A 12,895-nucleotide genomic window follows, 5' to 3' on the forward strand; every position below is an offset into this window, starting at 1 on the left:
CGCCGGGAACGCCTCCGGCTTATCCCGGCCTACGAAGTACTACGAGGTGCGAGCCGCGGAAGACATCGGCCATCCGGAACTCTGACGGTTGGGTACGTCTCGATAAAGCGCGGCACGAGACCAGGTGTTACCCCCTTTGCGAACGTTCATCCGTGAATTCCGTGAATTCCGGGAATTCAGCGCAGTCGCTGCCGTTGACGTGAGGGGACGCTAGTGGCGCCGCGCTGGAGCACAGGCTTCCCAGCCTGTACCGCGGCGCCAGCCGCGCGGTCTGTGGCGGCTGCGCCGCCATCGCAGGCAAGATGCCTACGCTCCAGCGTGGGGGAACCGGATTCTTTGTAGCGCGTTCCCCAAAAGTCCCGGAAGAACCTTTGCAAAGGGAGGAGGTAGTAGCAGAGCGTTAACTTGATTGGTTGCTACCTGTTCTTCTGATACAGCGCGTCCGCGTCCTGCTCCGTGACGCGAACCCCCTGCCTCTCGAGGATTTCGCCGGTGGAACGCCACAGCTGCGTTATGGCGTTGTTGTAGTCCGCCAGCGCCCTGATCTGGTTTCCCTTTGCGGTCACGAGGTCGTTCTCCACATCGAAGACATCCTTTGTGGTAGCGAGCCCGACGGCGTTTTTCTTGATGAAGGAGCGGAGCCGCTCCTCGGCGTACGCCCGCCCCCGCTCGGTCACTTCCAGCTGCTTGTAGCTCGCTCTCAGTGCCCTGATCGCCGCCCTCACCTCGTTCGACACCGCCGACTCCTGGCTCCTCAGCTGGGTCTGCGCCTGCTCGAGGAGGAGCTTCGTCCTCGTGTACTCGTTTTTGGCGGCGCGGTTCCCCAGGGGGTAGTTCAGCTGCAGCCCCACGCTCCAGGTCGGCTGCTGCGCGGTCGCCAGGTTCCCGATCTCCCTGGAGTAGCTCGGATCGAGCCCGGAGAGTCCAGCGCTCGCATTCAGGGTCAGGTCGGGAAGAATCCTGTTCTTCGCCACCCGCTGCTGCAGGTCGTTTACCTGCACAGCCACCCGTTGCGCCTGGAGCTCAGGGCGCGCCGCCAGGGCGCGCTTCAGCGCCTCGTCCTCCGACACCAGATATTCCGCCTTCTCCGGAAGATCGGCGGTGACGATGTCAGAGGTGCCAGGAATCTGCAGGGAGTAGCGCAGGACGTCCATCTGGTCCCTCAGGAGACGCTCCCCATCTATGACATCCTTTTCACGGGTGGCGACGCTGAACTCCGCGCTGAGGATCTCCATGGCCGGGAGAACCCCGGCCTTCACGCGGGCGCGGGTCTCTTCAAGGATCCTTTGCGACAGCGCAAGGGACGTACGTCGCACCTCCAGGTCCTCGCGGAGGGTGTACAGCGTAAAGTAGTCGTTGCGCAGCTGCGCCACCGTGTCGGAAAGGCGCGTCCTGAAGCGGTCGAGGGACCCTTCCTTATTGAAGCGCGCCACGGTTATGTTCAATTCCGTCAACTCCCGCCCGAAGTTCTTCAGGAGCGGCTGGCTGAGCGTGAGAAGGAGGTCGGACTGGTAGTAATCGGAAACCACCGCAGAGGGGATGCCGCTGGTTTTCGTCCAGCTGTTGTTGAAGGTTACTCCGACCGTGCCGCCGGTGGAGAGGAGCTTCGACGCCCCCGCGTCGAGCTGCACCAGGTCCTGGCGGGGGATGCCGAAATTGATGGTATTGGAATTGGGGTTGGTCGTCCTGGTGTAGGCGCCCTGCAGCGACAGTACCGGGTCGAAGATGGCGAGCTCGCGGCGCAGCTCGGCCTCGGCGATGGCAGGGTTGTACAGCTCTATGCGGACGTCGGGATTTTGCTGCACGACCAGCCGGATCGCATCCTTTATCGTCAGGTTGACCGGACCTTCCTGCGCGGAAGCGGCGCCGGCAGAAAGAAGCAGGGAGGCGCCCAGAAGAAGTGTCAGCTTGCGGGAGTGCTTCATTTTCATTCCTCGGAGGATGCGGTAGATGCAGCGGGTATCGGTCACGTCCACCCTCCCCTATTTCATAGGCTCATCCGAGAATTCCGGGGAAGCCGTAGTATGTTTCAATGAAAGGCGGCATGAGGCCTCGCGTCCCCCCCTTTGCGAAGGGGGGACAGGGGGGATTTGACTTGGCCGGCACCGTCCTGCAAAGTGCGCAACTGTTGTGGTCTCAAGCAATTTGTTTGACTCCACTTTGCAAACAACTGGTGGGGTCTATGTCGTTGATCTTTAGACTGCCGCAGCACGGCGGTTTCGACGACCGAGATGTACTGTCAGACGGGCTGCGGTTCTGGAGGAGACTTGAAGATAAAATCCCCCCTGCCCCCCCTTCGCAAAGGGGGGAACGTTACGCCTTGTGCAGTGCTTCGTGGCAATGTACCCACGCTCCCGCAGAATTCCCGGAAGAGCCTTCCAGAAGGGGGGAACGTTAGGCCTTCTGCAGTACTTCGTGGCAATGTACCGAGCTCCCCCGGAACTCCCGGATGAACCTATTCATATCTCAGGGCGTCGATGGGGTTCAGTGACGCCGCCTTGCGCGCGGGGTAGAAGCCAAAGAAGACGCCGACCGCAGCTGAGAAGCCAAAAGAGATGATCACCGTGGCAGGGGAGATGAGGGTCGGCCAGCCGATGACCTTTGCCACCACGGCGGCACCGGCGATGCCGCAGAGTATCCCTATGATCCCCCCCATGGTGGTGAGAAGCACCGCCTCGGTAAGAAACTGCAGCAGGATGTCGCGTCTCTTCGCGCCGATGGCGATCCGGATCCCGATCTCGCGCGTCCTTTCGGTGACCGATACCAGCATGATGTTCATGATCCCGATCCCGCCAACCAGGAGAGATATGGAGGCGACCGAGCCAAGAAGCATCGCCAGGACCTTCGAGGCCTGCTCGGAGACGGCGAGGAGCTCGGAGAGGTTGCGTACGGTGAAGTCGATCTCGCGGGAAGGGCCGATGCGGTGGCGCTGGTTCAGGAGTGCGGTCACTTCTTCCTCGGCCTGCTTCAGGACCTCCGCGCTCTTCGCCTGCACCATGAGGGCGCCGACGGACGCCGGAAACTGGGTCCCCAGGAGCTTTCTCTGCGCCGTGGTGAGGGGAAGATAGATGATGTCGTCCTGGTCCTGCCCCTGCGGTGACTGCCCCTTGCGGTCCAGCACCCCGACCACCGTAAAGGGGATCTTTCTGATGCGGATGATCTTCCCGAGCGGGTCGGCGCTGCCGAAAAGGTTGTCGGCGACGGTCTGCCCCAGCAGGCAGACCTTGGTGGCGCCGTCGACGTCGGACTGGGTGATGTTGCGCCCCGCGGAGATCGGCCAGTCCCGCACCGTGAGCATTGCCGGGGTCACCCCCATGAGGACGGTGGACCAGTTCTGGTTCCCGTACACGACCTGGCCGCCGCCGCGCAGCGTAGGCGCCACCTCGGCAACCGACGGACACTCGCTCTTTATCGCCTTTGCGTCGTCGTAGGTGAGGGTCTGCGTGCCGCCGCTACCGGTGCGCACGCCGCCACTGGTCATGGAGCCGGGAAGGACGAGGAGCAGGTTGCTCCCGATGCTGGAGATCTGGTCGGAGATCATCTTGCTCGCGCCGGAGCCGATCGCCACCATGGCGATGACCGCGGCGATACCGATAATGATGCCGAGCATGGTGAGGAGGCTGCGCATCTTGTTCACGCGCAGCGCGCGGATGGCGATAAGGAGGCTCTGCAGGAAGGTCGTCACGAAACTCTCACCTCCGGAGCCCCGACGAGGCGCGGCGCACTGTTTGGCGTATCGGAGAGGATTTCGCCGTCGCGAAAGACGATGTGCCGGGAGGTAAAGGTCGCCACCTCCGGCTCGTGGGTCACCATGATGAGGCTTATCCCCTGGCGATTCAGCTCCTGGAAGATCCCCATGATCTCCAGCGTCGTCCTCGAGTCGAGGTTTCCCGTCGGCTCGTCAGCGAGGATGATGGAAGGCTCGTTTACCAGCGCCCGCGCTATCGCCACGCGCTGCTGCTGCCCGCCGGAGAGCTGGTTACTGAAGTGCCCCTCGCGCCCCGCCAGCCCCACCCGCTCAAGAGCGGCACGTGCCCGCTCGCGGCGCTCCTTGGCTGGGACACGGGCGTACACGAGCGGAAGCTCCACGTTCTCCCGCGCCGTCGTTCTCGGCAGGAGGTTGAAGCCCTGGAAGACGAAGCCGAGCTTGCGGTTCCTGATCTCGGCCAGATCGTTCGGCGAGAGTTCCCGTACGTTCACCCCCTCCAGGTGGTAGCTCCCTGAAGTGGGGACATCGAGACAGCCAAGGATATTCATGCAGGTCGACTTCCCGCTCCCGGACGCCCCCATGATGGAGACGAACTCGCCGCGCGCCACCGTGAAGGAGACGTCGCGCATGGCGTGCACCTCCTGGTCGCCCATGGCGTACACCTTGTTCATCCGGCTAACCTCGACGAGTTCCATCTAGAACCTCGGACCCATCGGCATCGACGCCTGCTTCTTCGCCGGGAGTATCTGCTCCACCACGACGTCGTCGTTCTCCTTCAGCGCCCCCTCCACGAGTTCCACGAAGCTGTTGTCGGAAATACCGGTTACCACCGAGACCGCTTTCGGCTTGCCGTCTGCGTCGAGCACAAAAACCTTCTGCTGCGGCCGCTCCGGCATCTTTCGCTCCCCTTTTTGCGATGCGGCATGGGTGCTGCCGCGCTGCGAGGTCGATGCGTCCTTCCCCTTCTTGCGGGCCTGTTTTTCGTCCGTTTTCGGCTTGAAGCGCAGCGCAGCCGCCGGGACTTTCAGCACGTCCTCTTTTTTCATCGTCTCGATGGAGACATTCGCCGTCATCCCCGGCTTGAGGAGGAGGTCCTTGTTGTCCACCGTGATGACGGTGACGTAGGTGACCACGTTTTGCGTCACCACCGGCGCATTGCGGATTTGCATGACCTTCCCCACGAACTGCCGCTCGGGATAGGCGTCGACCGTGAAGTTCGCGGTCTGTCCGATCTTGATGCGGCTGATGTCCGCCTCGTCGACGCTCGTCTCGATCTGCATCTTGGTGAGGTCCTGGGCGATGGTGAAGAGGGTCGGGGTCTGGAAGGAGGCGGCGACGGTCTGACCGACGTCGACGTTGCGGGAGACGACGATGCCGTCGACCGGTGACTTTATGGTGGCGTAGCGCAGATTGGTCTGCGCCTGCTTCAGCGCCCCCGAGCTCTGCACGAGCTGGGCTTGCGCCGCCTGCACGCCGGCCTGGGCCGAATCGTACGCTGTCTGGGCCGCGTCGAGGTCGCTCTGCGATATGATCCCCTGCTCGAGGAGCTGCCGGTTGCGGCCGAGTGTCCTCTTCGCGTCAGCAAGGGTCACCTTCGCCTTGGCAAGGGTCGCCTCTGCGTTCAGGGCGTTACCGGTGGACTGCTCCACCTGGGACATGAAGAGGGACGGGTCGATCTGGGCGATCGCCTGCCCCTTTTTCACCGGCGAGTTGAAGTCGACAAAGAGTCTGGAGACGGTACCTGAGACCTGGGTACCGACCTGGACGGTGACCACCGCATTGAGGGTGCCGGTAGCGGAAACGGTGGAGACGATATCTCCGCGCTCCACCTTCTGAAACTTGAATTGCGGTTTCGGCGGCTCCTTGAAGTAGTGGTAGCCGCTTACCGAAAGTGCCAGCACCAAAATGACGGCGAATCCCACGATCTTTTTCACGTAAAACCTCACCTTTCCTCTGCGTCCAGATACCTCGATTTCTTCCTCACCGGAAGAGGACGCCAGAGTAGCTCCTGCCCCACACCGTCCCACGTCGGGAGCAGTGTCGGATAAGGCCACTGCATCCTATACAGAATAAGGAGCGATATTGTCAACACCTAAGGGAATTGACGAGTTAGCCACTTTTTTGACGCAGATACGACGGCGACTCCTGGTCTCCCCGGAGTCGTGCAGGAAAGGTAATGGACGAATGTGCAAGAAAAATGGCTCTTCTGCAAAAATTTGTCATCGGCCCTCATCCCCCACGAGCCCGCGCCGGTGCTGCTTTTGAAGGTTCACACCGGGTGTGGCTAAAGGAATACTTGAACTTCACCCGCTAAGTAGCTGTTTTTTGGATAAGGCCTTGCAAGGGGCGCTGTGCCCTTTCGCCCAACCAGGCTAAAGGAGCAACTCCAGGAAGGGGGCAGCACAATGAGGGCTCGCCACGGTATAAGGAAATGGTAAGGGTAAGAAAATGGAGTGCATTGGCTTTATTGATCGGCTCCCTCGGCACGCTCCCGGCACATGCCGCGCAGACGCAGGTAGCGGCGCAGGAGAAGGGGAATGAAGTCGTGGCGGCTACGGAAGGGCGTGCGGCAGCCACCGCCACTGTGGATGAGGGTGCAGCCGCGTCCCTTTCGGCAACCGACATGGAAACCGCGCCGTCTACTTCCGACCTCTACCGCATCAACGGGAAGTATCTGAAAGGGGTCATTACCGACGCAGGAGGGGTAATCACCTCGCCGCTGCACTGGGACGCCAGGGACTGGGCGAAGGCGGGAGCCGTCGTGGGGATCACCTCGGGGCTCTTCCTCGCGGACCGCTCCATCAGGGACTTCGCACAGAGTAACCAGAACTCCGTGGCAAACGGCCTCGCAAAAGTCGGGAACGCCTTCGGCGACCCCCTCTATGCACCTGCGATGGTCGGCAGCTTCTACCTCTACGGCGTCTTCGGGGACGACATGAAGGCGCGCAGGACGTCCCTCCTCGCACTGGAGAGCTACGCGATCTCCTCCGTCCTTACAGGCGGAATAAAGAACCTCTCCGGAAGGCACCGTCCGGAGACGGGTGACGGCCCGATGACCTTCGACGGCCCGGCGTGGAAGGTGAAGAATGGCTCCTTTGTCTCCGGGCATACCTCAAACGCCTTCGCCATAGCGACCGTCTTTGCAAACGAGTACGCCGACAACAGGTACGTCCCCCCCATCGCCTACGGCCTCGCGACCCTTACCGCGTTCGCACGCGTCTACGACAACAAGCACTGGGCCTCCGACGTCTTCTTCGGCGGCGCGCTCGGGTACTTCACCGGCAAGGCCATACTTTCCTTCCACAAGAAGGACAACGACCCCCTCCTCGGCCGCCTCACCATAGCACCGCAGGTAACCAAGGAGATGACGGGGCTCACGGTAGGATACAACTTCTAGTACCCCCCCCGCACCACCCGCCCCTCCGGCAGTCAGAGGGCCAGGTGGTGCGGTTTCCATTTCCCCAATGTAGCCTACCGCTCCCACGGACCCGGCTCATCTCTCCCCTCTCCCCTTTTTCCTCTTAATTGACACCCTCCCCCGCGACGGTACACTATATGCGGTTCCGGACGCCGGGCCCCCGGCGATCCCCACTTCCTGTACCGCACTTCCACGTACCCTCCGGGGAACGGCTACCACCCTTTATCCTTTTGGCATCATCACCAAGTGGGAGGAAAGTCATGGCAGCGTACGAAGCGAAGGACTACAGCAAGCTCATCGGTATGACAGGCTTTAGCGAAACGCTCCTCAAGAATCACTTCACCCTTTACCAGGGGTATGTCACCAACACCAATACCCTGAACGACTCCCTGAGCCGTCTCTCCAAAGAGGGGAAGAGTGCCACGCCGGAATTCGCAGAGATGAAGCGCCGGTTTGGGTGGGAATTCAACGGGATGCGCCTGCATGAACTGTACTTTGAGAACCTGGGGGGAAAGACCCCGCTGAACGCAGACAGCACGCTCGCCTCGAGGCTGCACCAGGAATTCGGCAGCAAGGAGGCATGGGAGCAGGACTTCAGGGCCACCGGGGCGACCCGTGGCATCGGCTGGGCGATCCTCTATCAGGACCAGACTACAGGCCGGCTCTTCAACTTCTGGATCAACGAGCACGACACCGGACATCCGGCAGGGTGTACCCCTATTCTCATCATGGACGTCTTCGAGCACGCCTTCCTGACCGACTTCGGCCTCAAGAGGGCGGACTACATCAACGCATTCTTCAACACCATCGAGTGGCAGGCCGCCGAGGCCCGTCTGAAGTAGGTTAAGTGGCGAGGGCATGCCGGAGCCAGCCGGCATAGCCAGTGCCGAGAGTGGCCCTCCCCAGCCAGGAGGGCCAATTTTTTTCCCGCACCTACCCGCCGCACGAACCAGGAGCCGCATGAAGCGAGCCCTCCTCACCTTCGCCGTCCTTTGCTGCACCATCCTCCCCGTGGCGGCGAGCGCACCTGCGCACGCGAACGAGCTGGCACTTCTCGGTGGCGTCAGCGATTCCGCCGAGGCTGAAAAGAGCTCCTACTCCTGGCAGATCGACTATCGGCACAGGCTCCTGAAAAGCCTTTCCTTGGGGATGTCCTATCTTAACGAGGGTCACCTGTCCGGGCACCATCGCGACGGCTACGCCCCGCAGGCGTGGGCTCACCTCCCTCTGCTAGCCGACCGTCTGGAACTTTCGGCAGGAGTCGGCCCCTACCTCTACTTCGACACCATCACCGCCGAAGGTTCACCGACCGGGTACCGCAACGACCACGGATTCAAAGCCCTCACTTCCCTTTCAGCTGCCTGGTACAGCGAACGGAACTGGTTTGTCCAGCTACAGGGGAACTACCTCGCTCTCGGCGGCAGCATCGACACGATCACGGCTCTTGCCGGAGTCGGTTACCGCTTCCCTTCCGATGGCCGGGAGCGTGAGTCGTCGGGTGCCCCCCTCGAGATCCCGGACAATGAGATCACCGTCATGCTCGGCCAGACGATCGTCAACAGCCTCGACTCCCAAAACTCCGTCGCTGCCGAGGTCGAGCTGCGCCACCGTTTCGTGCCTCACCTCGAGGGGAGCATCTCCTTTCTTTTTGAGGGAGACAGCCGCCTCGTGCGCCGAGACGGCCTCATCACGCAGCTGTGGGCCACCGACGATCTCTTCGACAACCGCTTCGGGATCGGCGTCGGAGCGGGTGCCTACTTCGACATAGAGAGCTATCGCGACCTCAATGCGGAGAGGATCGCAGGCATCGTCACCCTGAGCGGCACCTACCGCTTTTCCTGCCGAATCGACGCGCGACTCTCCTGGAACCGCATCGTCACCAATTACGACCGCGACAGCGACGTCATAGTCGCCGGAGTAGGCTACCTCTTCTGACCCACCCCTTCTTTTCCCCCTCCCCTGCCAAACCGAGGAAGCGCTAAAGATTCTGTATACCATGTCGATGAGTGCAGTGAGCCTTAGCCGCTCATGAGACTTTATCGCGCAGGGAAAGGGGCAGTCATGTTCATGCAATGGTTTTACAATCTCGGTCTCGCCAAGAAATTACTCTCCACCTATTTCATCCTCATGACCTTCAGTCTCTTCCTGGGGATCTTCACCATCGCCACGTTGGGAAGGGTCAGCCACAACTTGAGCGAAATGACGGAGAAGTGCCTCCCTGCGGCAGCGCTCGTCGATGACTTGAAGGAGGGGACCGAAAAGGTACGCGCCCTGGAGGTCCTCCACATCTACGCTCCGGTGCAGGAAAAGGGGGGCTACGAGCGCGCCATGGCGGAAGCGATAGAAGGGGTGGCGAAGGGGGTGGCAGCCTACGAGGCAAAGGGGATCTCCAGCGAGGAGAGAGGGCTCGTCTCCGGCTTTCGCGAGGCGTGGAACGCGTATCTCGGAGCGCACGGAAAGATCGTCGAGCTTTCCCGGCAGGGGAAAGGTGGCGAGGCGCTGGCAGAGGCGAGAGCCGGCAAAGGCGCCTACGACAAGGCGGCGGAATTCCTGGAGCGGGACGGGAAGGTACTTGCCGAAGGAGCACGCGCGGTCGCCAATGAGGGGAAAACCCTCTACACCACGTCGCGCAACATCATCATCTTCCTCATCCTTTCCTTCTTCATCATCGGGGGATGGTTCACCAACTTCATGGTGCGGAAAGTCACCTGCCGCTCGCTCTGGTGGGCACTGAAGTCGCTGGAAAAGGTCGCCGAAGGGGACCTGCGGCAAAACATCAACGTAAAGAGCACGGAGGAGATCGGGCAGATATTCCTGGCGCTGAAAAAGATCATCGAAAAGCTGCGCGGCTTCTCGGGTGAGGTGAACACGCTGGTGGAGACCCTCTCCGACAAGTCCCGTGAGCTCCTCGCCACCACCCAGAGCATGAACCGAAACGCCCACGAGCAGGCGTCCGAGACTGAGCAGGCGGCAAGTGCGGTGCTGGAGATGTCCCAGACCCTTCTGGATATCGCCTCCAGTGCCGAGAAAGCCTCCGAGGCATCGCGCGAGACGAGCGATGCGGCCAGGAACGGCCTCAGCACCGTCGCGCAGGTCATGTCGGAGATGCGCAAGATTGCCGCCTCGATGGAGGCATCCTCCGATACGATCGGGAAGCTCGGGGCCTCGAGCACCCAGATCGGTGACATCGTGGCGACGATCGAAGAGGTGGCAGATCAGACGAACCTCCTCGCGCTGAACGCGGCGATCGAGGCGGCACGAGCCGGGGAGCACGGCCGCGGCTTCGCGGTGGTGGCGGACGAGGTGCGCGCCCTCGCGGAAAGGACGGCGAAGGCGACAAAAGAGATCGGGAGGATGATCAGGACGATCCAGAGCGACACCGAAATGGCGGTGCGCTCCATGTCGAGCAGCAGGAAGGAGGCGGCCGGCGGGCTCAGCAAGGCGGAGGAGGCGAGCTGGGCGCTGGAGCGGATCGTGGAGGCGTCGACAAAGAGCATGGACATGATTCACACCATCGCTGCAGCGACGGAGGAGCAGTCCGGCGTCACTTCCCAGGTCTCGGCGAGCATCGAGACGATCGCCAACGGCACCCGGTCCTCCGAGTCGTCCGCGGACCGGATCCAGGAATCCGCAGAGATCCTGGCGAAGCTCTCCTCAGACCTGGAGCACACCGCAGCGTGGTTCAAGGTGGCGTAGGCGCTATTAGATGCTGAAATCGAGAGCGAAGCCCTGGTCCATGGCCAGGGCCGGCTGCAGGGTGGAGGGGCGCCCCACGATCTTTGCCGGCACCCCCGCGACAGTGGTATGCGGGGGTACGTCGGCAAGGACGACGCTGCTCGCTGCGATTTTCGATCCCTCCCCTATCTTCACGTTTCCCAGCACCTTCGCCCCCGCCCCGATAAGGACGCCGCTCGCCACCTTCGGGTGGCGGTCCCCCGTCTCTTTCCCGGTACCGCCAAGGGTAACCTCGTGCAGCAGCGAGACGTTATCCCCGACTACCGCGGTCTCGCCGATGACGACACTCGTGCCGTGGTCGATCAGTATCCCCTCCCCTATCAGCGCCGCGGGGTGGATATCGACCGCGAAGACCTCGGAGATCCGGTTCTGCAGGTAGTAGGCGAGCGCCTCTCTCTTCTTTCCCCACAGCCAGTGAGCCACCCGGTACGCCTGCAGCGCATGGAACCCCTTGTAGTGCAAAAAGGGGTGCGCCACGCCGCGGGCCGCAGGATCGCGCTCCCGCACCGCCAGGAGATCGGCCCGTGCGGCCAAAGAGATCCCCGGATCGTCGCGCATCCCCTCCTGAAAGATCTCCCTCAGCGTAACCGCAGGCAGGTGGGGGGCACCAAGCTTCCCAGCCAGAAGAAAGGCAAGGGCATCCTCGAACCCGGCGTGCTCCAGAACATTCAGGTAGAGATACCCTGCCAGCGCCGGCTCAGCAGACGCCATCCCCCGCACCTCCTCCACCAGCCCGTCCCACAGCGAATCTCCTTCTCTCCTTTCCCCTATCATGGCGCCACCTCTCATGCGGATCCCCTCTCCGATCCTACTATTTCACCAAAAGACGACGGAGGGGACAACAGCAAAGAGATGGCATGCGCCTGACGCTGCCAACGGGGCTATAATGAAGGCGTGGACATAAGAAGAAGAGGATCGGGAGGTCGCAATGAACCGCGTAGTGGTAACGATATCACGGCAGCTGGGAAGCGGCGGCGCCTATATCGGCCAGGAGGTGGCGGGAATTCTGGGGGTGCGGTACGTCGATCGGGAGATCCTCGCCGAGGTCGCGACGATTCTCAACGAGGACCCCGCCGTGCTGGCACAGAGGGACGAGAGGGTCTCCTCCTTCGTGGAGTCCTTCCTGCAGACCGTCTGCGTAGGTGCGCCCGACGCCGGGTACTTCCCTCCGCCGGTTCCGATGATCTACGACGAGCAGATTTTCAGCTGCCAGGCCCGCATCATCAGAAAGATCGCCTCGGAGGAGAGCGCCGTCATCGTCGGGCGCGGCGGGTACCACTTCCTCAGGGGGCACGAGGGGGTGCTGAACGTCTTTCTCCACGCGCCGCACGACGTCCGTCTCCGGCGCATCATGGAGCTGTACCGGATCAACCGGGCGGAAAAGGCAGAGGAGATGATCACGGAATCGGACAAGGCGAGGAGGAAATTCAACGAAAAGATAAGCGGAGAGAAATGGGGAACCTGTCTCTGTTTCGACCTTTGCATCGATACGGAAAAGGCAGGCTTTCCCCTGGCGATCGACACCATCGTCGGCATGGCTCGCAGGATCCGGGGGTAACGAGGATGGGGAGGTTTAAATAAAAAAAGGGTTCGTGGCAATTGCCGCAAACCCTTTTCTGGCTTATTTGGTGGAGCTGATCAGGATCGAACTGACGACCTCTTGAATGCCATTCAAGCGCTCTCCCAACTGAGCTACAGCCCCGTGATGACTAGGAGTTTATAGCAGAGGGCCTTTTCCGAGTCAACGTTTTTTTTCACGCATACCCATTAATTTTCCCGCTTGACCTACCATACGCCATTCGCTATACTCCCTCCTCGTTCCTGCCGGCCCCCCTTCTGTGGCGGAGTGGTGAAATGGCAGACACAGTAGACTCAAAATCTACCGCACGCAAGTGCATGCCGGTTCGACCCCGGCCTCCGCTACCATAAAATAGTGTGAAAAGGCTCTGCTCCCGCGGGGCCTTTTTTCGTTCCGGCATCTGCCTCCCTCCCATTCCCCCTGCCCCGCCGATCCTTTTTCTTACAGTAATTCT

At 61.6% G+C, this 12,895-nt stretch carries 10 protein-coding genes and 2 tRNA genes; 6 read left to right on the forward strand and 6 right to left on the reverse strand.

Annotation, left to right across the window (positions count from 1 at the left end; translation table 11 throughout):
- Positions 1-416 precede the first annotated feature (416 nt).
- The 4 genes from LPW11_RS19590 to LPW11_RS19605 all read right to left on the reverse strand — a co-directional run bounded on the left by LPW11_RS19590 (position 417) and on the right by LPW11_RS19605 (position 5,643).
- Positions 417-1,970, reverse strand: a complete 1,554-nt coding sequence (locus LPW11_RS19590) for a TolC family protein (RefSeq protein WP_331001586.1) — start codon at positions 1,968-1,970, stop codon at positions 417-419.
- A 485-nt stretch (positions 1,971-2,455) separates the two neighbouring features.
- Complete coding sequence (locus LPW11_RS19595) at positions 2,456-3,685, reverse strand: ABC transporter permease (RefSeq protein WP_230995554.1); 1,230 nt, start codon at positions 3,683-3,685, stop codon at positions 2,456-2,458.
- Complete coding sequence (locus tag LPW11_RS19600; protein WP_230995555.1) at positions 3,682-4,404, reverse strand: ABC transporter ATP-binding protein; 723 nt, start codon at positions 4,402-4,404, stop codon at positions 3,682-3,684. The genes LPW11_RS19595 and LPW11_RS19600 overlap by 4 nt, the downstream gene beginning before the upstream one ends.
- Positions 4,405-5,643, reverse strand: a complete 1,239-nt coding sequence (locus LPW11_RS19605) for an efflux RND transporter periplasmic adaptor subunit (protein WP_230995556.1) — start codon at positions 5,641-5,643, stop codon at positions 4,405-4,407. It lies immediately after the preceding gene.
- 524 nt (positions 5,644-6,167) lie between these two features.
- Between LPW11_RS19605 and LPW11_RS19610 the strand changes: the two genes are divergently transcribed.
- From LPW11_RS19610 to LPW11_RS19625, 4 genes are all read left to right on the forward strand, one after another.
- Positions 6,168-7,106: a phosphatase PAP2 family protein gene (locus LPW11_RS19610; RefSeq protein ID WP_230995557.1), complete on the forward strand. Its 939-nt coding sequence runs from the start codon at positions 6,168-6,170 to the stop codon at positions 7,104-7,106.
- Positions 7,107-7,387: 281 nt separating this feature from the next.
- A complete protein-coding gene (locus LPW11_RS19615; RefSeq protein WP_230995558.1) occupies positions 7,388-7,969 on the forward strand; it encodes a superoxide dismutase in 582 nt (193 codons plus the stop codon).
- Between the two features lie 118 nt (positions 7,970-8,087).
- Entirely contained in the window at positions 8,088-9,062 is a 975-nt protein-coding gene (locus LPW11_RS19620) for a hypothetical protein (RefSeq protein WP_230995559.1), read from the forward strand.
- 126 nt (positions 9,063-9,188) lie between these two features.
- Entirely contained in the window at positions 9,189-10,823 is a 1,635-nt protein-coding gene (locus tag LPW11_RS19625; protein ID WP_230995560.1) for a methyl-accepting chemotaxis protein, read from the forward strand.
- Positions 10,824-10,829: 6 nt separating this feature from the next.
- Here the strand turns inward: LPW11_RS19625 and cysE are convergent, their stop codons facing one another.
- Entirely contained in the window at positions 10,830-11,651 is an 822-nt protein-coding gene (gene cysE, locus LPW11_RS19630; protein ID WP_230995561.1) for a serine O-acetyltransferase, read from the reverse strand.
- A 139-nt stretch (positions 11,652-11,790) separates the two neighbouring features.
- On the opposite strand from cysE, the gene LPW11_RS19635 reads away from it, so the two are divergent.
- On the forward strand, positions 11,791-12,420 hold the full coding sequence (locus LPW11_RS19635; RefSeq protein ID WP_230995562.1) for a cytidylate kinase-like family protein: 630 nt from the start codon (positions 11,791-11,793) through the stop codon (positions 12,418-12,420).
- A 68-nt stretch (positions 12,421-12,488) separates the two neighbouring features.
- Here the strand turns inward: LPW11_RS19635 and LPW11_RS19640 are convergent.
- Positions 12,489-12,564: transfer RNA gene (locus tag LPW11_RS19640), tRNA-Ala, on the reverse strand.
- A gap of 138 nt (positions 12,565-12,702) precedes the next feature.
- On the opposite strand from LPW11_RS19640, the gene LPW11_RS19645 reads away from it, so the two are divergent.
- A tRNA-Leu gene (locus LPW11_RS19645) sits at positions 12,703-12,788 on the forward strand.
- Positions 12,789-12,895: the final 107 nt, after the last annotated feature.

Origin of the sequence: Geomonas sp. RF6, from assembly GCF_021044625.1 — a bacterium.
Lineage (GTDB): Bacteria > Desulfobacterota > Desulfuromonadia > Geobacterales > Geobacteraceae > RF6.